Raw genomic sequence first — 23,630 nt, 5'->3', positions numbered from 1 at the left:
ATCCGGCCCCTGTCCGGAGATAGAGGGGAACGCCGCCGATCACCAAGCCGTTGCCGCCAACTCACGACGAAGTGAGACGATCGGCTGGCTTTCGTCGAGCGTGACATCGGCTTCCGTCACCGGCTGGCCGGCAGCGACGTCGCGGCTGAGCCTCACGCCATGGGCAAGGCCGATCGGCAAGGCACGCCGCGCCCGGCTCTCGGCCGCCGGCATCAACCGGCCGTAGACGGTATAGCCGCCCTCGCCATCGAGCATCTCGCCGGCCTTGAGCGCGCGTTTCGCCACGGCGACCGCGTCGCTACGCCAGCCACGCGTCGTGCCGGTCGGCTCGGCACGCAGCACGGCATTCAGCGCGGAAATAGAGAGTTCGAGCCCGATCAGGTGGAAGGGTTTGTACATCGCCGCATAGCGGCCGGTCGCATCGGTCGGCAGGCCGTATTGCTTGAAGCAGGCGGCGGCATAATCGTTCGGCGCCTTGAGCACGACATAGACGCCCCAGCGCAGGTCGCGGAAGACCGGCCGCCCGTCGCGCTCCAGCGAGGAGACGACCTCTACCATGCCGTCCCGCTCCAGTTGCCCGCCGACCGCGCGCGGCCGCAGCACATGAGCGAGATCGTCGACGCCGCAAGGCGGGAAGGCGAGCCCGGCCTCCGGCACGTCGAGATCGCAGGCATTGGCGATCGCCGCCATCTCGATCGCCGACTTGGTGCCATCGAGGAAGGAATTGAACATCTGCGGGTTCATGCCGCCGGCCTTGGCCGCTTCCGGCGTCAGGCCGTAATGGGTCCAGACATCGTCCGGCGTGACCTCGTGATAGGCCGGCAGGTATTTCGTGCCCTTGCCCGCTGCGGCGACGGTGAAGCCGGTGGCGCGCGCCCAGTCGACCATCTCGCAGACCAGCGCCGGCTGGTCGCCATAGGCCATCGAATAGACCACGCCCGCCGCCTGCGCCCGCTGCGCCAGCACCGGCCCGACCAGCACGTCGGCCTCGACATTGACCATCACGACATGGCGCCCGGCCTCGATCGCCGCCAGCGCATGGCGTGCGCCTGCGGCCGGGTGGCCCGTCGCCTCCAGCACGACCTCGACGCCATCAGCACGCGCGGCTTCGACGCCGTCATCGACGAAGCGCGTCCGCGCGATCCGCGCCTCGTCCCAACCGACGGCCCGGCAGGCCGCCTTGGCCCGCTCGGGATCGAGATCGGCGATGACCGCGACCTCCAGCCCCGCGATATGCGGCACCTGCGACAGGAACATCGAGCCGAACTTGCCGGCGCCGATCAGCGCCGCGCGCACGGGCTTCCCCGCCTCGCGGCGGGCGGCGAGCTTGGGCATCAGGTTCATGGGGCAGGCTCCTGCGCATCACGCCCCACAGCCCTCATCCTGAGGAGCGCTCCACAGGAGCGCGTCTCGAAGGATGCTTCAGGAAGCTGCGGAGATCACTGGACCATCCTTCGAGACGGCCGCTGACGCGGCCTCCTCAGGATGAGGGCTGAGCGAATGTCTCGCCTTATTCCGGCTTCACGCCGGCCTCAGTGATGATCTGCTTCCAGGTCGCGATTTCCTGGGCGTGGTAGGGCTTGAACGCCGCGGGATCGCGCACCTTGAGCGTGAAGCCGAGCTTCAGGATCGCCTCGCGGGTCTCGGGCTTGTTCAGAGAGGCGATGACTGCCTTGGACAGCTTTTCCAGCACATCGTCCGGCGTCTTCACCGGGGCGAAGAAGGCCGCCCAGGAATCGGCGTCGGCATTATTCACGCCCTGCTCGCGCAAGGTCGGGATGTCCTTGGCCCGCGGGTTGCGCTCGGGGCTGGCCAGCGCCAACGCACGCAGCGTGCCGGCATTGATCTGCTCCAGCACGCTCGGCAGCGTTGAATTGGCGATGTCGATGCGGCCCGCGATGATCTCCTGCACCAGCGGCGCGGCGCCGCGGAACGGCACATGCGTCATCTTGATGCCGGTGCGCTGCATGAACAGCTCCATGGCGAGATGCGAGCCGGAGCCGACGCCGGTCGAGCCGTAGTTGAGCTTGCCCGGATCGGCCTTGGCGAGCGCGATCAGCTCCTGGATGTTCTTGGCCGGCAGGTCGTTGCGCACGACGAAGGCGTGTTCGAAAGCGCCGACGCCGGCGAGCGGCGCGAAATCCTTGACCGCGTCGTAGCCCGGCTCCTTCAGCAGGAACATGTTGTTGCCGTGCGTCTGGTTGTTGCCGAACACGATGGTGTAGCCGTCCGGCGCCGCATGGGCGACGGCGCGCGTGCCGACGGCGCCCGAGGCGCCGGCGCGGTTGTCGACCACGACATTGTGCCCGAAGGCGACCGAGAGGTCCTGCGCCACGAAGCGCGCGATGGCGTCGGTCGGGCCGCCCGCCGGATAGGGCACGACCAGCGTGATGACCTTGCTGGGGAAGCTCTGCGCCCGGACGATCGACGGAGCGAAGACGGCGCCGGCCATCAGGCCGAGCGTGGAGCGGCGGGTCAACGACATGGACTTCCTCCCGGACGCCCGCCTGAATTGGCGAGCCTGCTTTGCGGCGAGATTTACGGGCAAAGGCGCCATGCGTCCAGCAGCACCTAAGGCGCAGAAGGCATCGATAGACCTGCGGCAGACGCGGACCGTTACGGTTCGGACGAGCCTGCCCGAAGCAGAACGATCTACCTGCCGAAACCTGCCCGCTTCAGCCGCTGGATCGCGAGGTCGAGCGCCTGCAGGAAGGCCGAGCGGTCCTTCTGCGAGAACGGCTTCGGCCCGCCCTGCACGGTGCCCATCGCGCGCAAATCCTCCATCATGTCACGCGTCGCCAGCGCCATGCCGATCGAGGCTTCGGTGAAGGGCTTGCCGGTCGGCCCGATCACGTCCGCTCCAGCCTTGATGCAGCGATCCGCCAGCGGGATATCGGCCGTGATCACGATCGAACCGCGCGAGACCCGCTCCGCGATCCAGTCATCGGCCGCATCGAAACTGCCGGGCACCGTCACCCGCTCGATCCAGGGCTCGCGTGGCACGTTGAGGAAGCTGTTGGCGACGACGAAGACATACAGGCCGTGCCGGCCGGCGACGCGATAGATCTCGTCCTTCACCGGGCAGGCGTCGGCATCGATATAGATCGCTATGGGGTTAGCGGAGTTCGTCATCGGGTCGGCTTCGCATGCCCGGAGCGCAAGGGCAAACCGCCCTGAATTCATGACGTTTCTGCCAGACATCAATCAGTTGCGCTTGCGATCATGGCCCGCGAGTCATAAACCTCGCCCGCGCCTTTTTCCGGCGCGCACCCTTCCGCCTCCTCCGGAGACCAGTCCCATGGCCTTTCTTGCCGATGCCCTGAAGCGCGTGAAGCCGTCCGCGACCATCACGATCACGCAGAAGGCCCGTGACCTGAAAGCCCAGGGCAAGGACGTGATCTCGCTCTCCGTCGGCGAGCCCGATTTCGACACGCCGGACAATATCAAGGAAGCGGCTATCTCCGCGATCAAGCGCGGCGAGACCAAGTACACCCCGGTTTCCGGCATCCCGCAGCTGCGCGAAGCCGTCGCCCGCAAGTTCAAGCGCGAGAACGGCCTCGACTACAAGGCGAGCCAGACCATCGTCTCGACCGGCGGCAAGCACGTCATCTACAACGCGCTGCTCGCCACGCTGAACCCCGGCGACGAGGTCATCTGCGTCTCGCCCTACTGGGTTTCCTATCCCGAGATGGTCGCGCTCTGCGGCGGCACGCCGACCTTCGCCGAGACCTATCTCAAGAACGACTTCAAGCTGCAGCCCGAAGACCTCGAGAAGGCCATCACCCCCAAGACCAAGTGGGTGATCCTGAACTCGCCGTCGAACCCGTCGGGCGCCGCCTACAGCCATGCCGAGATGAAGAAGCTCACGGATGTGCTGATGCGCCATCCGCATGTCTGGATCCTCACCGACGACATGTACGAGCACCTCGTCTATGGCGACTTCACCTTCGTCACCCCCGCGCAGGTCGAGCCCGCCCTCTACGAGCGCACGCTGACGATGAACGGCGTCTCGAAGTCCTATGCCATGACCGGCTGGCGCATCGGCTACGCCGCGGGCCCGCAGCAGCTGATCAATGCCATGGACCTCGTCCAGGGCCAGCAGACCTCCGGCACCTCGGCGATCTCGCAATGGGCCGCGGTCGAGGCGCTCGACGGCACGCAGGAGCATATCCCGGTCTTCAAGAAGGCCTTCGAGCGCCGCCGCGACCTCGTCGTCTCCATGCTGAACCAGACCCGCGGCCTGAAGTGCCCGGTGCCGGAAGGCGCGTTCTACGTCTATCCCGACTGCTCGGCCCTGATCGGCAAGACCCTGCCGAACGGCAAGAAGATCGAGACCGACGAAGACCTCGTCATGGGCCTGCTCGAGACGGAGGCCGTCGCGGCCGTGCACGGCTCGTCCTTCGGCCTTGGTCCGAACTTCCGCATCTCCTACGCCACCTCGGACGAGAAGCTGGAAGAGGCCTGCCGCCGCATCCAGCGCTTCTGCGCCGAGCTGCGCTGAGCACGATGACCGAAGGCGCCGCAACGCGCCGGATCGTTCTGGCCGGGGGCTTCATGCTCCCGGCCACTTTCGTTTTCGGGCAATCGGCGGCGACGCTTTCGCCGCGCAAAGCCCATGAGGCGGCGCAGGCGAAGCGCATCCTGCTCGTCGATATCCGCGGCGCGCAGGAATGGGCCGATACCGGCCTGCCCCAGGGCGCCCTGCCTCTGGATGTCGACGCACCGGCCTTCGAGGTCAGGATCGCGGGCTTGCGGCTCGACCATCCCGGCAAGCGCATCGTCCTGATCGACCGGACGGGTGCACAGGCGGTCGCCGTGGCACAGAAACTCGCCGGACGTGGCTGGCGCGATCTCGCCGGCGTGCGCGGCGGTATGCTCGGCCCGGGCGGCTGGCTGGCCGAGAAGCTGCCGGTGACGGAGTATCGTTAGCACCCTTCTCCCCTCGGGGGAGAAGGTGGCAGCGCGAAGCGCTGACGGACGAGGGAAGACTGGCGCTAACGGCCCTCATCCGTCTGCTTCGCAGACACCTTCTCCCCCGAGGGGAGAAGGGAAAGAAGGTCCGGCCGCCGCTCCCGCGTGATCTGCTCCGCCTGTTCGCGCCGCCACTTCGCGATGCGGGCATGGTCGCCGGAGAGCAGCGCCTCCGGCAGGCCCCTGCCCTCCCATTCGCGCGGGCGGGTATAGTGCGGATATTCCAGCAACCCGTTCTCGAAGCTCTCATCCTCGCCCGAGGCGACCTTGCCCATGACACCGGGGATGAGGCGCACGCAGGCGTCGAGCAGCGTCAGCGCCGCCATCTCGCCACCGGAGAGGATGTAGTCGCCGATCGAGACCTCGATCAGGTTGCGCCCCTCGATCACACGCTCGTCGACGCCCTCGAAGCGCCCGCAAACGATGACGAGGCCGGGACCTTCAGCCCAGTCGCGCACCTGTTCCTGCTTGAGCGGCCGCCCGCGCGGCGACATCAGCAAGCGCGGTCGCGCATCATCCGCCGGCACGGCTGCATCGATCGCCGCGGCGAGCACGTCGCAGCGCAGCACCATGCCGGCGCCGCCGCCGGCCGGGTTGTCGTCGACATTGCGATGGCGGCCGATGCCGTGCTCGCGGATCTGGTGGGTATCGAGCGACCACAATCCCTTGCGCAGCCCCTCGCCGGCCAGCGAGATGCCGAGCGGCCCCGGAAACATCTCCGGATAGAGCGTCAGGATCGAGGCGCGGAAGGACATGATCGACCTTGGATTAAGGCAATTGCTCCCAACCTGTCATCCCGGGCGTAGCGAAGCGCAGACCCGGGATCCATTCCGGAACGGTTCAGGAATGGATCCCGGATCGGCGCCGTTGACGCGGCTTGTCCGGGATGACCCGCGGTTGGAAAGACGAACTAACTGAAGCGCAGCGCGGGCAAACCGTCCAGCGCGGTGAAGTCGGGCGCCGATGCGATCAGGTTGTCGTAAGCCGTGAAGCCCTCGGGGCCGAGCAGGGTCAGCAAAGCCACGGCCCGCATGCCGGCGCGGCGGGCCGCCTCGACGCCGAGCGGCGCGTCCTCGAAGACGATGCAATCGGCCGGATCGACCTTCATCCGCTCGGCGGCGGCCAGGAACATGTCCGGATGCGGCTTGCCGCGATATCCCTGGCTCGGCGAGACGATCGTGGCGAAGCGCCGGCGCAAGTCCAGCGCATCGAGCACCACTTCGATATTCGGTGGCGGAGCTGCGGTTCCGACCGCCATCGGCACGCCTGCCGCATCGGCGCGCGCCATCAAGTCGAGCAGACCGGCCGTCGCCGCGACATGCGGGCGATAGGCCTCGCGATAGAGCGCTTCCTTGGCATCGCCCATCGCGGCGATCTCGTCGGCGGTCGCATCCGGGAAATACGGCCCGACGATCTCGCCCAGCGCCATGCCGGCGGTGCGGGCCGAAAAGGTCTCGCGGTCGAAGGGCAGATTGTTGCTGACGTGCCAGCTCTCCCAGGCATCGTCATGGAAGCGCATGTTGTCGACGATGGTGCCGTCCATGTCGAAGATCAGCGCGCGGGCAGGCCTATTGCTTGTCATCGTCGGGCTCGAACAATCCCAATGGGGGCTCGGCCTCGATCCGGCGCGCGGCCATGTCGATACGCGGCGCGAAGGCCTTGGTGAAGGGCATCAGGACGAAGCGCCCGTCCGGCGTCTTGATGTCGAGCAGGTCGCCGGCCCCGTAATTCTCGACGCCGGTGACACTGCCGAGCACGGCTCCGTCCGGCCCGACCACGCTGCAGCCGATCAGGTCGGCATGCAGGAACTCGTCCTCGTCCGCATCGGCCGAGAGCTTGTCGCGGGCGACGAAGAGCTCGGTTCCGTTCAGCGCCTCGGCCTGCTCGCGCGTCGTCACGCCCTTGAACCGGGCGACGACCACTTCCTTGGCCGGGCGGATATCGGTGATTTCGTAGCTGCGGCCCTTGCCGTCGGTCAGCGGGCCGTAATCGGCGATCCCGAGGGGATCGCCGGTAAAGGTCTTGATCCTGATCTCGCCGCGCACGCCATGCGGCGCGCCGACGATACCGAGCAGGATGAGATCGCCCATGTCAGCACGCCATGCCCGGCCTTGAGCCGGACATCTCCTTGAGAAAACGCTCGGGCCGAGGCTGCGCCCGGCCCGAGATCGACGTGCGGACGATCAGGCTCACGCCTCGGCGGCTTCTTCGGCAGCCGGAGCAGCGGCCTTCTCGGCCTTCTTCTCGGCGCGCTCCTTGGCCTTCTCGCCGGGGACAGCCTTGTTCGGGTTGTTGCGGGCAGCGCGCTTGACGAGGCCGGCGGCGTCGAGGAAGCGCAGAACGCGGTCGGTCGGCTGGGCGCCCTTGGCGAGCCAGGCCTGGACCTTCTCGATGTCGAGCACGACGCGGTCGGCGGCGTCCTTGGCCTTCATCGGATCATAGGAGCCGATCTTCTCGATGAAGCGGCCATCGCGCGGCGAGCGCGAGTCGGCGACGACGATGCGGTAGTACGGGCGCTTCTTGGCGCCGCCGCGGGTCAGGCGAATCTTGAGGGACATGGGTCTTCTCCGGTCAGGTTTGGTTTCAGGTTCAGTGTTTCGCAGGCGTGGCAGCCGGATGCCGGTAGATGCCGACCTCGGTGCCACGGATCACGAAGGGTTTCTCGAAGCGCGCGCCAAGGCGCTCGGCGACGCGGATCGAGGGTCGATTGTCGGGGTGGACCAGGCTCATCAGCGTGGTCCATCCCAAGTCACGATAGGCATAGTCACGGGCGCGCAGCGCGGCCTCGGTCGCATAGCCGCGACCGTGCTCGCCTGCGAACAGGCTCCAGCCGATCTCCGGCTCGGGCCAGCCTTCCGGCGAAAGCAGGCCGCACCAGCCGACGAGCCGGCAGTCCTCTTTCGCCTCCACCGCCCAGAGGCCGTGGCCGCGCAAGGTCCAATGGCCGGCTATGCTGGACAGACGCCGCCACGAATCCTCGCGGTTGCTGGCGCCACCGACATAGCGCGTGAGTTCCTCGTCACCGAAGAACCGCGCAAGCACGTCGAAATCGGCAGCCGTCCAGCCGCGCAGCCGCAACCGCTCTGTTTCCAGAACGGGAATCACTTCTTCTTGCCCCCGAACGGATTACCGAGGCCGGGCAGCCCGCCGGCGAGGCCGCTTTTGCCACTACCGCCGAGACCCGGCAGCTTCGGCATCATGCCGGCCGGCGGGGTGACGCCCTTCGGCAGGCCGGGGAAACCGCCCGGCGGCATCGAGGGCAGGCCGCCGCCCGCGCCGAGCTGCTTCTGCAATTCCGCAAGCTGCGCCGGGTCCATCTTCGAGGGGTCGGGCATGCCGGCCGGCAGGCCGCCGCCGAGCCCGAACATCGAGCCGAGCTTGCCGAGCATGCCGCCCTTCTGCTTGGCCATCATCTTCATGGCGTCGGCCATGCCGCGATGCATCTTGAGCAGCTTGTTGATCTGCTCGGCCGTGGTGCCGGAGCCGGCGGCGATGCGCTTCTTGCGGCTGTTCTTGAGCAGGTCGGGATTCTTGCGCTCGGCCGCCGTCATCGAGTCGATCGCGGCGATCATGCTCTTGAACATCTTGTCACCGACGCCGGCATTGGCGAGCTGCGACTGCGCCTGCTTCATGCCGGGCAGCATGCCCATCACGCCGCCGATACCGCCCATCTTCTCCATCTGCTGGAGCTGCGCGCGCATGTCGGAGAGGTCGAACTGGCCCTTGGCCATGCGCTGCGCGGTGGCCTGCGCCTGCTCGGCGTCGATCGTCTGCGCCGCCTTCTCGACGAGCGAGACGATGTCGCCCATGCCGAGGATGCGGTTGGCGACGCGGGAGGGGTGGAACTCGTCGAGCTCGTCGACCTTCTCGCCGATACCGACGAGCTTGATCGGCTTGCCGGTGACGGCGCGCATCGAGAGCGCCGCGCCACCGCGCGAATCGCCGTCCATGCGGGTCAGCACGATGCCGGTGAGGCCGACGCGCGCATCGAAGGCGCGGGCCGTGTTGACGGCGTCCTGACCGGTCAGCGCATCGGCGACGAGCAGCACTTCATGCGGGTTCGTCGCGGCCTTCACCTCGGCGACCTCGGCCATCAGCGTGTCGTCGAGCGTCACGCGGCCGGCGGTGTCGAGCATCACGACGTCGTAGCCGCCGAGACGGGCGGCCTCGACCGCGCGCTTGGCGATCTGCACGGCCGACTGGCCGGCGACGATCGGCAGCGTCTGCACGCCGACCTGGCTGCCGAGGATGGCGAGCTGTTCCATGGCGGCCGGGCGTCGCGTATCGAGCGACGCCATCAGCACCTTCTTCTTGTGGCGCTCGGTCAGGCGCTTGGCGATCTTCGCCGTCGACGTCGTCTTACCGGAGCCCTGCAGACCGACCATCAGGACCGGAACCGGCGGCACGGCATCGAAATTGATGCCCTCGCCCTCGCCGCCCAGCGTCTCGATCAGAACGTCGTTGACGATCTTGATGACCTGCTGGCCGGGCGTGACCGACTTCAGCACCTCGGCGCCGACGGCGCGCTCGCGCACCTTGTCGGTGAAGGACCGGACGACCTCGAGCGCGACGTCCGCCTCGAGCAGCGCACGGCGCACCTCGCGGAGAGCCGTGTTGACGTCCTCCTCGGTCAGCGAACCCCTGCGGGTCAGCCCCGAGAGGATGCCGGAGAGCCTGTCGCTCAGCGTGCCGAACATGCGGACCTGCCTGCTTGCCTCAGGAAGCCTTCAGCGCCAGAGCCTCATCGCCAAGCGGTTTCGCGCCCGAGGGCGCAATCGCGCTGTCGGGCGTTGACCTCCGGGCTCATGGAAGCGGCTTGCGCGGCCCGGTCGGCGGATGTGGTTTCGGCGATGTCGGCGAAACGGATGCGGTCTTAAAGCGGAAGACTGTGGCGAAAGTCAAGTTTTGGGGACAAGGCCGCGCCGAAAACGACGCCCTGATTGCCAGATGGCCCTCTCCACCGCATTGCTGGCTCGTTCGATTTCATCATCAGGGAACCGACGATGCGCTTTTCCGCCCTTCGCAGCCTGCCCCTCGCCGCCGGCCTCGCGCTCGCCAGCCTCGCCCCGGCGCTGGCCCAGCCCTGCGCCAGCAACTTCAAGGTCGACGGCGTGCCGATGGTGACCGGGCTGAGCTACCGCACCTGGGACCTGATCCCGAACCGCCAGCCTGCGGCCGTACTCAGCGATCTCGGCGCCGCCGTCTCGGCCGAAGGCTTCGCCGACATGCGCATCGACAAGGCGACCAGCGCCGTCCTCGCCATCCAGGAAACCACCGGCTCGGGACGCCCCCAGACCCTGCGCATCACCGCTCGCAAGAACGGCAAGGGCACCCGCGTCGATGCGGTCTTCGTCGTCCAGGCCGGGCAGGTCGCGCCGGAGGATTATGTGCGCAAGGCGTTCTGCCGCGTGATCGGCGGCGCACGCAGCTGAACCGCGGCCCCAGAAAGGCCCTGATCGGGCGGCATCGCTGCGGCCCGATTCGCAAACGTGCCGGCCCATGACACTGAAACCTGCCTCGATCCTGCTGGCCCTCTCCGTCCTGCTGGCCGCCTGCGCCGGCGATCCGCGTCGCGAGGGCCCGCTCGATCCGCGCATGGTCGAGAAGGTCGCGGCCGTCTCGCTCGACCCCGCGCAGGCCGGGCGCATCCTCAATGCCTATCGCGCCAGCCAGGGCCTCGGCGCCGTCCGGCCCGACCCGCGCCTGATGGCCATGGCGCAGCGCCAGGCCGATGCGATGGTGGCGAAGAACGCGCTCTCGCATGATGCCGGCGGCGACTTCACCACCCGCATCCATGCCGCAGGCGTCGACAGCGCGCGGGCCGCGGAGAATCTCGGCGGCGGCTATTTCTCGGTCGAGGAAGCCTTCGACGGCTGGCGCAAGTCTCCGGGCCATGATGCGAACCTGCGCATGAAGGAAGCGACCCGCTACGGCATCGCCCTCTCCAAGGACCCGCGCACCAGCTACCGCGTCTGGTGGGTGCTCGTCGTCGCGGCCGATCCGGAGCCGCGCGTGACCCTGGGTTACGGTGACAGGCCGCCGCAGCCTCGCTAACCAGCGACATCCGTCACTCCCAGCGAGCGTTCAGATGTCCATTCGTTCTTTTATTCCTTTCGTCATTGCCGCTACCGCCTCTTTCGCCGGCCTGAGCGGCGCCCAGGCCCAGCCCTGCGCCACCAATTTCACCTCGTCGGGCGTGCCGATGGTGTCGCAGATCACCTACCGGACCTGGGACCTCTCGAAGAAGGCGCCGGCCGCCGTGCTGCCTGCGATCCTCCGGGCGATCGAGGCCGACCGCGATTTCGGCGATATCCGCACCGACAAGGCGAATGGCACCATCACCGCCATGCAGGAGGTCACCGGCTCGGGCCGCCCGCAGATCCTGAAGGTGACGACCCGCAAGCAGCCGACCGGCACGCGCATCGACATCGCCTTCACCGTCCAGCCCGGCCAGGTCGCGCCTGAAGAGGCTGTGAAGAAGGGCCTCTGTGACTTCCTCAAGGGCGCGCGCTGAACCGGCCTGACGCAGCTTCAATTCGGCTCTTTACAAACCCCCGCTTCTGGTGATGGCTCTGGTCTTTAGCGGAGCCACCACCATCATGACCTCCGAAGCCTGGATCGCCTTCACCGCCGCCACCGCCGTCCTCCTGGTCATCCCCGGACCGACGATCCTCCTCGTGATTTCCTATGCGCTCGGCCAGGGCTGGCGCACCGCCTTCCCGATCGCCGTCGGCGTCGCGCTCGGCGACTTCACCGCGATGACATTGTCGATGCTCGGCGTCGGCGCCCTGCTCGCCACCTCCGCCCTGGTCTTCACCACGCTGAAATGGATCGGCGCGGCCTATCTGGTCTGGCTCGGCATCAAGCTCTTCCGCGCCGGCGGCACGCTCGACGCCAAGCCGCGCGAGGACGCAGCTCCCGGCTGGAAGATGCTCGGCCATGCCTGGCTGGTGACCGCGCTGAACCCGAAGAGCATCACCTTCTTCGTCGCCTTCCTGCCCCAGTTCCTCGACACCAAGGGCGATTTCTGGACGCAGATGCTGATCTTCGAGGCGACCTTCATTACACTCGCCTTCGCCAACGCCATGGGTTACGCGCTGATCGCCTCGCGGGCACGGGCCGTGGTCAGCAATCCCCGCGCGATCGGGCTGTTCAACAAGGCCGGCGGCACGCTGCTGATCGGGGCCGGCGTCGCGACCGTCGCGATCCGCTCGGGCAGCAACTGACGCCGGCCATGTCGAGCAAGGACGACCGGACGCTCGGCTTCTATGCCGAGGAAGCCAGCGCCTATGCCGGCCGCGACCGGCTGGCAGAGCATCGCCGCATCGATCCCTTCGTCGCCGGGCTCAGGCCCGGCGCGCGGATTCTCGAACTCGGCTGCGGCGGCGGGCAGGACAGCGAGGAGATGCTGCGGCGCGGCTTCGACGTCGTGCCGACGGACGGTTCCCCGGAACTGGCGCGCCAAGCCGAGCTGCGCCTAGGCCGCCCGGTCGGCGTCCTGCTCTTCGAGGATCTGGAAGAGGTCGCGGCCTATGACGGTGTCTGGGCGCATGCCTGCCTGCTGCATGCGCCACGCCCGGCCCTGCCCGGCATCATCGAGCGGATTCACCGCGCCCTACGCCCGGGCGGCGTCCTTTATGCCAGCTTCAAGGCCGGCGAGGCCGAAGGGCGCGACGGGCTCGGCCGCTATTTCAACTATCTCTCTTCAGACGAGCTGCGCGCCGCCTTCGGCAACGGCGCTCGCTGGCAGCCCCTGACGATCGATGAGGATACCGGCTCCGGCTATGACCGCCAGCCGACACGCTGGCTTCACGCCTTGGCGATCAGATCGCCGGAACCTTGACGGAAGGTCGCGGCGGCCTACCTGTTCAGGACCATGACCCGCCGCAAACTCCTCTCCTTCGTCGGCCTCGGTGCGCTGCTGGCTTCGACCGGCGCCGCCTGGGGCGCGATTTCCCGCTCACGCAATCCCTATTACCAGGGCCCCGTCAGCGACCATTTCAACGGGCTCGTCTTCAGCGACGGCCGCCCGGTGACCAAGGGCCTCGCCGATGTGCTGCGCTGGCAGACCGGCAAGCGCGAGCGCGAGTCTTTCCCCCTCGCCTATCAGGCGCCGCCGCAGGACAAGCCGCCGGCCCGTGTCGAGGGAGCGCGGATCGTCCATCTCGGCCACGCCTCCTTCCTCTATCAGGTCGCGGGCCTGAACCTGCTGATCGACCCCGTCTATTCGCTGCGCGCCAGCCCCTTCTCCTTCATCGGTCCGAAGCGGGTGAATGCGCCGGGCGTCGCCTTCGCCGACCTGCCGAAGATCGATGCGGTGCTGGTCACGCATAACCATTACGACCATCTCGACATCGAGACGCTGGCACTGCTGCACGGCCGGGATCAGCCGCGCATGATCATGCCGCTCGGCAATGACGCGATCGTCCGATCCCGCATCCCGGATGCCCGCGCCGAGGCGCATGACTGGAACGAGCGGCTCACGCTATCCGACAAGGTCGCGGTCACGCTGGTGCCGAGCTACCACTGGTCGGCGCGCGGTGCTTTCGACCGCCGCATGGCCTTGTGGTGCTCCTTCATCTTGGAAACGCCGGCAGCGAAGATCTTCCATATCGGCGATACCGGCTACCATGACGGCTCGCTCTATCGGGAACTCGGCAGCCAGCACGGTCCCTTCGATCTCGCCGTGTTGCCGATCGGCGCCTATGAGCCGCGCTGGTTCATGTCGGACAACCACATGAATCCCGACGAGGCCGTAAAGGTCATGCTGGCGCTGGGAGCCAAACAGGCGATCGGCCATCACTGGGGCACCTTCCAGCTCACCGACGAAGGCGTCGAGCGCCCGCCCGAGGCGTTGAAGGCCGCGCTGGCCGAAGCCGGTCTGTCCGAGGAGCGCTTCCGGCCGATGCGGCCGGGTTTGAGCTGGAGTGCGTGACCACCCTTGTCATTCCGGGGCGGCGCATCGCGCCGAACCCGGAACCCACGACTGGGTGCGACCTCAAGAAATCAAACCGGGTAAAGTTTCGCCCGGTCGTGGGTTCCGGGTTCGATCCTGCGGATCGCCCCGGAATGACAGCAAAAGCTACTTCGGCTGGACGTAGACGTTGATTTCGAGGTTCGGGTCGCCTGGGTCCCGGAGATCGCTGACATATTCCTCGAGGAAAGCATCCTTCACGGCGATGCTCTTGGCTTCGAGATAGGCCGTGATCGTCTCGTAGGTGGAATCGATATCGTCATAGGGCGCGACATGCAGGAAGCGCAGCGCCCGGCCAGCCGGCGACGTACCCAGTCTCACCCCAGGCCCCAGCGCAGGAGGCTGCACCCCGGCTGGCACGGCCACCGGTAGCATCGCTTCGAAGCGGAAGCCGTCATCGGTCGTCTCGACGAAGAGCGACAAGGGCCGGCCGGCGACAGGCAGGCCAGCCCTCTGTGCTTCCGCGCGCAGCGCGTTGAAGCTCTCCGACAACCGCTGGAAGCCCTGATCCCAGCTCGCTTGCCCCGACAGCGACAGGACGGGCTTCGGAGCGAGCATGACCTCGTCGATATCGCTTGAGTCACCACGCTTGCCGGCGAGTGTCGCATTGGGATCGGGCACGCTGGTCTGCTGCTGCGCGGGCGGCGCCGGCAAGGGCTGGCCCGGCGGCGGCAGGGAGGGCGGCGGCTGCACCGGCTGCGGCTCGGCCGGACCCGGCAAGGTCGGCGCGGGCTGGACGGGCTGCGGCACCACCGGGTTCGGCGGCGGCGGAGCCGGCTGGACCGGCTGCGGGCTCGGCTGGGAATCGGGCATGGGCGCTGGCGGCGTCTGCGCCGGGGCGGACGGCATCTGGACGGGGCTGGCGCCGGGCGGCGGAGCGAGAGGCGCGGATTCGACGGCGACAGGCGGCGCCACGCGCGTCTGCGCGACGACCATTCCGTTGAGCAGGCTCGCCATGCCGGCAAGCGCCAGAACACAAATCCGGGAATACCGCCGAGAAACACGCATTGTCACGGCCCTGAGTTTCACGCGATTCGCGCCCTTGCGGCGCAACATAGAATGTCCACCTTGTCTCAGGAACGGGGACGAGGGTGGCTTTTTCACGTCGCCTCGGCCATAGACCCCTTATTGATGGGACGTGTGACCAAATGAACGCTCTGGCCAATCGCCGGTTCCTGAAGATGAACGGGCTCGGCAACCAGATCACGGTGCTGGACCTGCGCGGCGGCAAGCATGTCATCAGCGAAGGCGAGGCCCGCGCCATCGCCTCCGAGCCGCGCGCCCGCTTCGACCAGCTCATGGTCCTGCACGATGCCATCACGCCCGGCACCGACGCCTTCGTGCGCATCTACAACACCGACGGCTCGGAAGCCGGGGCCTGCGGCAACGGCACGCGCTGCGTCGCCTGGGCGATGATCGCCGACCCGCAGATGGGCGATGCCAGCAAGAGCCATCTCGCGCTCCAGACCAAGGCCGGCCTGCTGCCGGCGGTGCGCGAGGGCGAGACGCTCTTCACCGTCGACATGGGCGCGCCACGCCTTGCCTGGGACCAGATTCCGCTGGCCGAGCCCTTCGAGGACACCAGCCGCTTCGAGCTCCAGATCGGGCCGATCGACAACCCGATCCTGCACACGCCCTGTGCCGTCAACATGGGCAATCCGCACGCGGTCTTCTTCGTCGCGGACCCTTATGCGTACAATCTCGAGCAGATCGGCCCGCTGCTCGAAAACCACCCGATCTTCCCGGACCGCGCCAATATCGAGCTCGCCGCGGTCAAGGCCCCCGACCATATCGTGCTGCGCGTCTGGGAGCGCGGCGCCGGCATCACCCAGGCCTGCGGCTCGGGCGCCTGCGCGGCGCTGGTCGCGGGCGTGCGCCGCGAACTCACCGCCCGCAAGGCGACCGTCAGCCTGCCGGGCGGCGACCTCGCCATCGAATGGCGCGAGCGCGACGGCCATGTCCTGATGACCGGCCCGGTCGAATTCGAATGGGAAGGCACGCTCGACCCGGCGTTGTTTTCGAGCGCCGCGTAATGACCCTTGAGGTCGTCACCTTCGGCTGCCGCCTCAACATCGTGGAGAGCGAGGCGCTGCGGCTCCAGGCCGAAGCCGCCGGCCTGAAGGATGCCGCGATCGTCAATTCCTGCGCCGTCACCGCCGAGGCGACCCGGCAGGCGCGGCAGGCCGTGCGTCGCCTCAAGCGCGAGCGGCCGGACAGGCCGGTGATCGTCACCGGCTGCGCCGCGCAGATCGAGCCCGTCCGCTTCGCCGATATGCCGGAAGTCGCTCGCGTCTTCGGCAATGACGAGAAGCTGCGCCCCGAGAACTGGGCGGCGCTCGCCCGCTCCAACAGCCTCGGCCATCCCGATGCGGCCGCCGCCGACAAGCTCGATGTCGGCGACATCATGGCCCGCACGGCCATGCGCGCGCCGGTCACCGGCCGTTTCGCCAGCCATACGCGCGGCTTCGTCCAGGTCCAGAACGGCTGCGACCACCGCTGCACCTTCTGCGTCATCCCCTTCGGACGCGGCAATTCGCGCTCGCTCGCCATCGCCGATGTCACCGCGCAATGCCGGACCCTGCTGGAAGCCGGCGCCCGCGAGATCGTGCTGACCGGCGTCGATCTCACCAGCTATGGCCGCGATCTGGCCGGCGAGCCGAGCCTGGGCGCGCTCGCCGGAGCGATCCTTCGCGCCCTGCCCGAATTGCCGCGCCTGCGTCTCTCCTCGATCGATGCCGTCGAAGTCGACGACATGTTGCGCGACCTGTTGGCGACTGAACCGCGCCTGATGCCGCATCTGCATCTCTCGCTACAGGCCGGCGACGACCTCATCCTCAAGCGCATGAAGCGTCGCCACGGCCGCGACGACGCCATCCGCTTCTGCGCCGAGATCCGGGCGCTGCGTCCCGATATCGTCTTTGGTGCCGATCTCATCGCCGGCTTCCCGACCGAGGACGAGGCGATGTTCGCCCGCTCGCTCGATCTCGTCGAAGCCTGCGGCCTGAGCTTCGTCCATGTCTTTCCCTATTCGGCCCGCCCCGGCACGCCGGCCGCGCGGATGCCGCAGCTTTCGGGAGAGATCGTCTCGGAGCGCGCCGCAAGGCTGCGCACAGCAGCAGGTGCGGCTCACGCACGCCACCTCGCCGCACGCATCGGCCGCCCGCTCAGCGTCCTGACGGAGCGCGGCAATACCGGCCGGGCCGAGGATTTCACGCTGGTCCGCTTCGGCAGCGACATCGCGCCGGGGAAGATCGTGCCGGTTACCGGCCACGCCGCCGACGGCAAGGCGCTTCTCGCGGCCTGAACCCGTTTTCCTGGGAAGAGTGGCCGCCTCGGTCGCCGATGGGAGGAGGAGTGACCGAGGCGGCAGAGCCATGCCCGGAATGGCAGACCCACTTCTTAGACGCAGCAGCCCGCCAAAAGGTTCAAAGCCTCACGCAATCACGGAACCGCGCACCCGCTGGACCTGATTGTTGCAATATCCCCGCGGGTTCCAGACCGGCTCTAGCGGCTGGACACCGTCCTCGGCATCGCGGGCCCGCGCCATCACGACAAACGGGCCGGGCTTTCCCGCAACGATTTCCGTCTCGAAGCGCTGCCAGGCGAAGCGCCCCTCGCCGCCCTGCAATGCGACATCCTGCCAGCTTTCGCCGCCATCACTGGAGATCGCGACCGATTCCAGCGGAACGGCACCGCTCCAGGCAAACCCCGCGACCTTCAATCGTTCGCCTAGCTTCGCCACGAAGCCGTCGAGCGGCGCCGTGATCAGCGACTTGACCGGCATGTCGATGATGACAGCGAAGTTCGCAGGGTCGAGCGGCTCGCCGGGGCGCACCGGCCGGATCGGCATCCGATAATCCGTCCCGCGCATCTTCTCGCCATCATGCTCGACATCGCGCAACGTGATCCGGTCGAGCCATTTCTGCCAGGCCGAGCCGGGATAACCCGGCGCGACGATGCGCAAGGGCCCGCCATGCAGGCGCGGCAAGGGCTCGCCATTCATGGCGAAGGCGATCAGCGTTTCCGGAGCCACCGCCTTGGCCATCGGCAGGCCACGCGAGAGCGCGGCCTTCTCCGGCTTGCCGATCTGCCGATCGGGGGCGTGATGCGCGGTATAGACCGCGCTGCGCTTCGGGCCGGCATGTTCCAGAACATCCGCCAGCCGGACCCCGGTCCAGCGCGCGCAACCGACGGCGCCGAGGCGCCATTGCAGCCCGTCCGTCGCCGGCGAGAAGCGGGAGCGGCCATTGCCGGCGCATTCCAGCACCGCGGTGACCGTGACGGTTTCGAAGCGCTGGCGCAGGCCCTCGACGGTCCAGACGGCCGGCCGCTCGACCTCGCCATCGATCGTCAGCGTCCAGTCGCTCGCGTCGTCGATCTCCGGCAAATGGCCGTTATTGCGGATGAAGAAAGAATCGACCGGTGTGATCGGCTCGTCGAGCAGCGCGAGCGCCGGCTCGGCATTCAGCGCCTCCTCCTCGTAGACATGGAGGCCGGGCTTCAGGCGGCGCAGCAGCGGCAATTCGACGAGGCGATGAGGCAAGCGGCGATGATCTCCGGCGAAGCGCGGCGGTCACCAGCCCACGCGAAAGCCGACAAGAGATGACACGATGCTCGCCCGCCTGTCGACCGTCGCCCAGCGTCAACGCTTGGCGACGACCTCCTCGCGCAGCGCGCGGCGCAATACCTTGCCGACATTGGTCTTCGGCAGGCTCTCGCGGAAGAAGATCTGCTTGGGCACCTTGTAGCCGGTCAGGTTCTCCTTGCAGTAGGCGCGCAGCGCGTCGGCCGTCAGGGTCTGGTCCTTGCGCACGACGAAAGCGGTCACCGCCTCGCCCGAATGCTCGTCCGGCAGGCCGATCACCGCCGATTCCAGCACGCCCGGATGCGAGGCCAGCACATCCTCGACCTCGTTCGGATAGACGTTGAAGCCGGAGACCAGAACCATGTCCTTCATCCGGTCGACGACCTTGACCTGCCCGTCCGGCAGCATCACGCCGACATCGCCGCTGCGGAAATAGCCGTCGGCGGTCATCGCCTTGGCGGTCTCGTCCGGGCGGTTCCAGTAACCCGCCATCACCTGCGGCCCGCGGATGCAGATCTCGCCCGCCTCGCCCATCGGCATGTCGTTGCCCTCGGCATCGCGGATCGCGATCTCGGTCGAGGGGATCGGATAGCCGATCGTGCCGCTGAACTCAGTCAGGTCCGGCCGGTTGATCGTGGCGATCGGCGAGGTCTCGGAGAGGCCGTAGCCCTCGATGATCGGGCGCCCGGTCACGGCCTTCCACTGCTTGGCGACCGCCGCTTGGGTCGCCATGCCGCCGGCGACCGCGAAGCGCATCTCGGAGAAATCGACTTGCCGGATCTCGGGATGGTTGGCGAGCGCGTTGTAGAGCGTGTTGACGCCGGAGAAGAGCGTGAAGCGGCTCGCCTTCAGCGTCTTGATGAAGCCCGGGATGTCGCGCGGATTGGCGATCAGCAGGCTCTTGGCGCCGATGCGCAGCATGAACATGCAGCAGCAGGTCAGTGCGAAGATGTGGTAGAGCGGCAGCGCCGTCACCATGACATGCTGGTAGTCGCTGCGGCCGAGCGGCGGCTCGAGCACCCATTCCAGCCAGAAGCCCGCCTGCTGGACATTGGACGCGACATTGCGATGCGTCAGCGTCGCGCCCTTGGCGACGCCGGTCGTCCCGCCGGTATATTGCAGGAAGGCGACATCGTCCGGCACCACCGTCACCGGCGCCATCCGGCTCCCGCCCTGCAGAACCTGTTGGAAGCCCACCGAGCCCGGCAGGTTGTAGGGCTTCACCACCTTCTTGATGCGGCGCGCGACGAAATTGACGATCTTGCCCTTGAAGCCCATCAGGTCGCCGGCTGTCGCGACGACGATGGCGTCGAGCTTCAGGTTCGGCTTCGCCTCCTCGACGACATGGGCGAAGTTCTCGATCACCACGAGTACGCGGGCCCCGGAATCGTTGACCTGATGGGTCAGTTCGCGCGCGGTGTAGAGCGGATTGACGTTGACGACGGTGAAGCCACCCAGAAGCGTGCCGAAGATCGCAGCCGGATAGGCGAGGATGTTCGGCATCATCAGGGCGACGCGATCACCCTTCTTCAGCCCCTTGGACTGAAGCCAGCCGGCGAAGGCCTCGGCCGCCTGGCGGGTCTCGGCGAAGGTGATCGTCTTGCCGAAGCTCTCGAAGGCCGGACGGCTGGCATAGGTCGAGCAGGCCGAGCCGATCAGGTCCACCAGTGTGCCGACCTTGGCATCGTCGAGTTCCGGCGGAACGGCCGGCGGGTAATGCGCTAGCCAAGGTCGCGAGATAGTCCTGGCCTGCGTGGCGCCGGTCGCAGTCATTCTTCCCTCCCTCTCGCCCGGTTAGCCGCCTCGCGACGGGTTCCGGTGCATTTTCATGATCGTACAGTGCGGAACAGCGGCCGGGAGCGCAAGCTCCAGCCACCATGGACTGTCGAATGTTCACATCTAAACAGTCCACGCAGCACGAAATCAAGCCCGCCGGGAGCCACAAAATGGCGGCCGGCGGGAGGGGCAGGTCTGAATCCGCGGATCAGCGCGCCTGCGCGAGGGCGAGCGCCTGGGCGGAGACCACGGCCTCGGCCGGCTTGCCGGCGAGTTCCGCGAGATGGTCGAAGCGCGCGCTGAACGAGCCGACGCCGGAGGTGGCCGAGCGCAGCTCGACGATCAGCCCGGTCATCTCGGCTTCCGGTACCAGTGCCTTGATCTGGTCCCAGCCGCGCCAGCCGGGACGCGTGTCGTAGCCGAGGATCTGCCCGCGCCTTGCCGAGATCAGGGCCGAGGCCCGCGACATCGCTTCCGACGGGATCACCACATCGACCGAGAGGATCGGCTCCAGCAGCACCGGCTTCGCCTGCGGCATCGCCTCGTTCATCGCGAGCCGCGCCGCCTGCCGGAACGCCATGTCCGAGGAATCGACCGTGTGATAGGAGCCGTCCGTCAGCGTCACCGCGACATCGACGATCGGGAAGCCGAGCGGCCCCTTCTCGCAGAAATCGCGCATGCCGGCCTCGACCGAGCCGATATACTGGCGCGGCACGACCCCGCCCGTGATCCTGTCGACGAACTGGATGCCCTCCCCGCGCGGCAGCGGCGCGACTTCGATCACCACGTCGCCATATTGGCCATGGCCGCCGCTCTGCTTGCGATGCCGGCCGCGCGCACCGGCCTGGCCGCGGATCGTCTCGCGATAGCCGACCTGCGGCGTCTTGCTGGCGACGGTGACGCCATAGCGCCCGGCCAGTTTCTCCAGCGCAACGCGCAGATGCATCTCGCCCTGGCCGGACAGGCGGGTCTCGCCGAGTTCCGGCACCTGCGTGACTGCCAGCGCCGTGTCCTCCTCGGTCAGGCGCTGGAGAGCTGCGGCCAGCCGGACATCGTCCTTGCGGTCCTTCACCGCGATGGCGAAGGCATGCACGGCTTCGGGCGGGGCGACCGCGCTGACCACGCTCGCGCGCGTCTTGCCGAGCATGAAGGCCTCGCCCGTCGCGATGCCGTCGAGCTTGGCGAAGCCGGCGACATCGCCCTCCTCCGCCGCGGGCTTGCGGCTCTGCTCGACGCCCTTCAGGGCGACGACGCCGGCAATGCGCGCCTCGACACCACCCGAGGATGTGACGACATCGCCTTCCGCCAGCCGGCCGCGCATTACCCGCGCCAGCGAGACCTTGCCGCCCTGGCTCGAATGCCAGGTCTTCATCACCTGCGCGAGCGGCGGGCCCTCGGGGAGAATGCCGGCGCGGCCGCGCGTCTCGGCCAAACCCGGCGCCTCATGCCTGAGCGCCTTGAGCAGCCGGGTCACACCATTGCCGCGCTCGGCCGCGCCGATCAGCACCGGCACGACATGGCGATGCTGCAACTCGCGGGCGAGATCGTCGAAGACGCGGTCGCGCGGCGGCTCCATGTCGCCGAGCAGCTCCTCCATCAGTTCGTCGTCGTAATCGGCGAGCCGCTCCAGCATCGAGAAGCGGGCCTCCTTCTCGCGGCCGGCCTCGTCGACGGCCAATGGCACGATCTCGCTCGGCGCATGCTCGCGGTAGATGAAGGCCCGCTCCAGGGCGAGATCGATGAAGCCGATCGCTATGCCCTTCTGCCAGATCGGGATCTGGCGCAGCAGCAGCGGCGTGCGGGAGGCGCGCTGCAGGATGGCGAGCGTCTCGCGCACCCGGCGCGAAGCCGTGTCGATCTTGTTGAGGAACAGGAAGCGCGGGATATCGGCTTCCTCCAGCTCGCGCAGCACGAGCTCCAGCGCCGGCGCCTTGCGGTCATCCGCCTCGCAGACCACGACGGCGGCATCCACCGCCGGCAGCACATGGCGCATCTCGTGCAGGAACTCGACCGAGCCGGGGCAGTCGATGAAATGGAAGGTGTCGCCAAGGAAGTCGACGCTCGCAACGGTGGGCTCCGTGCTCATCTGGTGGGCGCGGGCTTCCGGCGCCGCATCGCCGACCGTGTTGCCGCCCTTGACCGTGCCGGTGCGGGTCAGCGCACCGCATCGCATCAGGATGCTCTCGAGCAGCGTCGTCTTGCCGCTCTGGAAGGGGCCGACGATCGCGATGCATCGTGGCCCCGCGCGTCGGGTGCCGTTTGCGGAGACTCCGTTCTGTGCCGATGCGGGCATGACTTCCTCCTTCGGGACTGGCCGCGATGGAGGAGAAGGTCTGGCAACCCCGGCTCCGGCGCAGCAGAAAGCCGGCGGGAACCGCGCATGCGCTCACGCCGGATGGGCGGCGGTCGCTCGGGCCCGACAGGGTCGGGCGGCCGTCGGAGAGGCTGTTGGGCGGAGGTTCGCGCCGATCGGGAGCGGACGCAAGGGCTTTGTCAGCGCTCGCGATAACGGGCCGCGCTGGCTCAGTCCGGCCGCTTCGCGCCGCCTGCGGGATTGCTTTGATGCATCGGCTGGCCGGATGGCGCCGTGTCCCGGCCGTATTCACGATTCTGCGGCGTCTCAGCTGCGGGAGGGCCACCGGTCGCGGGGCGATTGACGCCGGGGGCATGCTGCGTGGCGCCGGAGCCGGTCCCCTGTTGGGGCGCCATCCCGCTCGACCCCGAGCCGCTGCCGGCTCCCTCCTTTGCGGCAGAGGGCGGCGAAGCCGTCTGGGCCTCGGCCATCCCGGTCGCGGCCAGCACGGCTATCGCAACCCCCACGGCATATGATTTCATCGCTCGTCCTCCGGGCTGCCTCGCACGGAGGACCACGGCCGACCAACGTTGCCGAACCGGGCATGGTTCCGGCGGGAACCCGGACGGCCGCCGGACATTCTACGAGGCGGGCCGTGAGCTTGCGGCCGTGATGGAGCATGGAGACAGCCGATGCCCGAGAATGCCTCGCAGACGGAATTGGACGAGCGCATCGCCCTCCTCCGGCGCAACATCGCCGAATTGATGGAGCAGGCAACGGGCGCCTCCGGCGCGGCCGTCGAGGAGGCCCTCGCCGATCGGCTCAGCGAACAGCAGGACATGCTCAACGAGCTGCTGAAGCAGCGCGACGCCAAAGGCTAAGCGAGCCTTACCCAGCCGACCGAAGCCACTGCACCACCCTTGTCATCAACTCAGTATTTAGCGTCTCTGAGCCTTGCGTTTGCGACGACGATGATGCGTCGCATGATGGCGACGATAGCGACGATTGGCTTTTTCTGGCGCTTGATGAGC

General features: G+C 67.8%; 24 protein-coding genes. 11 read left to right on the top strand and 13 right to left on the bottom strand.

The genetic code is table 11. The features are described from left to right. Positions 1-39: 39 nt before the first annotated feature. From WFK61_RS09175 to WFK61_RS09165, 3 genes are all read right to left on the bottom strand, one after another. Positions 40-1,344, bottom strand: coding sequence for an NAD(P)H-dependent oxidoreductase (locus WFK61_RS09175; protein ID WP_336811226.1), 1,305 nt, complete (start codon positions 1,342-1,344; stop codon positions 40-42). A 166-nt stretch (positions 1,345-1,510) separates the two neighbouring features. After that, positions 1,511-2,485, bottom strand: a complete 975-nt coding sequence (locus WFK61_RS09170) for a Bug family tripartite tricarboxylate transporter substrate binding protein (protein ID WP_336811225.1) — start codon at positions 2,483-2,485, stop codon at positions 1,511-1,513. Between the two features lie 167 nt (positions 2,486-2,652). After that, positions 2,653-3,132: a YaiI/YqxD family protein gene (locus tag WFK61_RS09165; RefSeq protein WP_336811224.1), complete on the bottom strand. Its 480-nt coding sequence runs from the start codon at positions 3,130-3,132 to the stop codon at positions 2,653-2,655. Positions 3,133-3,298: 166 nt separating this feature from the next. Between WFK61_RS09165 and WFK61_RS09160 the strand changes: the two genes are divergently transcribed. Together WFK61_RS09160 and WFK61_RS09155 are read left to right on the top strand one after the other, a co-directional pair. After that, positions 3,299-4,501, top strand: coding sequence for a pyridoxal phosphate-dependent aminotransferase (locus WFK61_RS09160; RefSeq protein WP_336811223.1), 1,203 nt, complete (start codon positions 3,299-3,301; stop codon positions 4,499-4,501). A gap of 53 nt (positions 4,502-4,554) precedes the next feature. Then, complete coding sequence (locus tag WFK61_RS09155; RefSeq protein WP_336811222.1) at positions 4,555-4,929, top strand: rhodanese-like domain-containing protein; 375 nt, start codon at positions 4,555-4,557, stop codon at positions 4,927-4,929. Between the two features lie 65 nt (positions 4,930-4,994). On the opposite strand, the gene trmD is transcribed toward WFK61_RS09155, so the two are convergent. The 6 genes from trmD to ffh form a co-directional block, all read right to left on the bottom strand. Beyond that, positions 4,995-5,726, bottom strand: a complete 732-nt coding sequence (gene trmD, locus WFK61_RS09150) for a tRNA (guanosine(37)-N1)-methyltransferase TrmD (protein ID WP_336811221.1) — start codon at positions 5,724-5,726, stop codon at positions 4,995-4,997. A gap of 155 nt (positions 5,727-5,881) precedes the next feature. Continuing rightward, on the bottom strand, positions 5,882-6,553 hold the full coding sequence (locus WFK61_RS09145; RefSeq protein WP_336811220.1) for an HAD family hydrolase: 672 nt from the start codon (positions 6,551-6,553) through the stop codon (positions 5,882-5,884). Next, positions 6,540-7,061 (bottom strand): ribosome maturation factor RimM, encoded by a 522-nt coding sequence (rimM, locus tag WFK61_RS09140; protein WP_336811219.1) that lies wholly within the window; start codon positions 7,059-7,061, stop codon positions 6,540-6,542. Before rimM ends, WFK61_RS09145 begins: the two co-directional genes overlap by 14 nt. 99 nt (positions 7,062-7,160) lie before the next feature. After that, positions 7,161-7,529: a 30S ribosomal protein S16 gene (gene rpsP, locus WFK61_RS09135; RefSeq protein ID WP_257731397.1), complete on the bottom strand. Its 369-nt coding sequence runs from the start codon at positions 7,527-7,529 to the stop codon at positions 7,161-7,163. A gap of 31 nt (positions 7,530-7,560) precedes the next feature. Next, on the bottom strand, positions 7,561-8,076 hold the full coding sequence (locus WFK61_RS09130; RefSeq protein WP_336811218.1) for a GNAT family N-acetyltransferase: 516 nt from the start codon (positions 8,074-8,076) through the stop codon (positions 7,561-7,563). Beyond that, a complete protein-coding gene (gene ffh / locus WFK61_RS09125) occupies positions 8,073-9,668 on the bottom strand; it encodes a signal recognition particle protein (protein ID WP_336811217.1) in 1,596 nt (531 codons plus the stop codon). Before ffh ends, WFK61_RS09130 begins: the two co-directional genes overlap by 4 nt. Before the next feature lie 306 nt (positions 9,669-9,974). Between ffh and WFK61_RS09120 the strand changes: the two genes are divergently transcribed. The 6 genes from WFK61_RS09120 (at position 9,975) to WFK61_RS09095 (ending at position 13,906) form a co-directional block, all read left to right on the top strand. Further along, on the top strand, positions 9,975-10,403 hold the full coding sequence (locus tag WFK61_RS09120) for a hypothetical protein (protein WP_336811216.1): 429 nt from the start codon (positions 9,975-9,977) through the stop codon (positions 10,401-10,403). A gap of 67 nt (positions 10,404-10,470) precedes the next feature. After that, positions 10,471-11,025: a CAP domain-containing protein gene (locus WFK61_RS09115; protein WP_336811215.1), complete on the top strand. Its 555-nt coding sequence runs from the start codon at positions 10,471-10,473 to the stop codon at positions 11,023-11,025. A 34-nt stretch (positions 11,026-11,059) separates the two neighbouring features. Further along, positions 11,060-11,485: a hypothetical protein gene (locus WFK61_RS09110; RefSeq protein ID WP_336811214.1), complete on the top strand. Its 426-nt coding sequence runs from the start codon at positions 11,060-11,062 to the stop codon at positions 11,483-11,485. An 85-nt stretch (positions 11,486-11,570) separates the two neighbouring features. Then, positions 11,571-12,197: a LysE family translocator gene (locus WFK61_RS09105; protein WP_336811213.1), complete on the top strand. Its 627-nt coding sequence runs from the start codon at positions 11,571-11,573 to the stop codon at positions 12,195-12,197. A gap of 8 nt (positions 12,198-12,205) precedes the next feature. Continuing rightward, positions 12,206-12,814 carry a class I SAM-dependent methyltransferase gene (locus WFK61_RS09100; protein ID WP_336811212.1) on the top strand — a complete coding sequence of 203 codons (609 nt, stop codon included), beginning with the start codon at positions 12,206-12,208 and terminating at the stop codon, positions 12,812-12,814. A 33-nt stretch (positions 12,815-12,847) separates the two neighbouring features. Then, positions 12,848-13,906 (top strand): MBL fold metallo-hydrolase, encoded by a 1,059-nt coding sequence (locus WFK61_RS09095; RefSeq protein ID WP_336811211.1) that lies wholly within the window; start codon positions 12,848-12,850, stop codon positions 13,904-13,906. A gap of 147 nt (positions 13,907-14,053) precedes the next feature. Here WFK61_RS09095 and WFK61_RS09090 read toward each other — a convergent pair whose 3' ends face one another. Then, the gene (locus tag WFK61_RS09090) at positions 14,054-14,902 is read right to left on the bottom strand and encodes a GyrI-like domain-containing protein (RefSeq protein ID WP_336811210.1); all 849 of its coding nucleotides are present in this window, start codon (positions 14,900-14,902) and stop codon (positions 14,054-14,056) included. 191 nt (positions 14,903-15,093) lie between these two features. On the opposite strand from WFK61_RS09090, the gene dapF reads away from it, so the two are divergent. Then, on the top strand, positions 15,094-15,978 hold the full coding sequence (gene dapF, locus WFK61_RS09085; RefSeq protein ID WP_336811209.1) for a diaminopimelate epimerase: 885 nt from the start codon (positions 15,094-15,096) through the stop codon (positions 15,976-15,978). Then, positions 15,978-17,249 (top strand): tRNA (N(6)-L-threonylcarbamoyladenosine(37)-C(2))-methylthiotransferase MtaB, encoded by a 1,272-nt coding sequence (mtaB, locus tag WFK61_RS09080; protein WP_336811208.1) that lies wholly within the window; start codon positions 15,978-15,980, stop codon positions 17,247-17,249. Before dapF ends, mtaB begins: the two co-directional genes overlap by 1 nt. 129 nt (positions 17,250-17,378) lie before the next feature. Here mtaB and WFK61_RS09075 read toward each other — a convergent pair whose 3' ends face one another. The 3 genes from WFK61_RS09075 to WFK61_RS09065 form a co-directional block, all read right to left on the bottom strand. Next, positions 17,379-18,488 (bottom strand): sulfite oxidase, encoded by a 1,110-nt coding sequence (locus tag WFK61_RS09075; protein ID WP_336811207.1) that lies wholly within the window; start codon positions 18,486-18,488, stop codon positions 17,379-17,381. A 99-nt stretch (positions 18,489-18,587) separates the two neighbouring features. Continuing rightward, positions 18,588-20,303, bottom strand: a complete 1,716-nt coding sequence (locus WFK61_RS09070) for an AMP-binding protein (protein WP_336811206.1) — start codon at positions 20,301-20,303, stop codon at positions 18,588-18,590. Between the two features lie 211 nt (positions 20,304-20,514). Further along, positions 20,515-22,599 (bottom strand): elongation factor G, encoded by a 2,085-nt coding sequence (locus tag WFK61_RS09065; protein WP_336811205.1) that lies wholly within the window; start codon positions 22,597-22,599, stop codon positions 20,515-20,517. Between the two features lie 692 nt (positions 22,600-23,291). Between WFK61_RS09065 and WFK61_RS09060 the strand changes: the two genes are divergently transcribed. After that, entirely contained in the window at positions 23,292-23,480 is a 189-nt protein-coding gene (locus WFK61_RS09060) for a hypothetical protein (RefSeq protein ID WP_336811204.1), read from the top strand. Positions 23,481-23,630: the final 150 nt, after the last annotated feature.

This window comes from Allobosea sp. MMO-172 (genome assembly GCF_037147855.1).
GTDB lineage: Bacteria > Pseudomonadota > Alphaproteobacteria > Rhizobiales > Beijerinckiaceae > Allobosea.
This window is presented reverse-complemented; position numbering and strand designations above follow the sequence as displayed.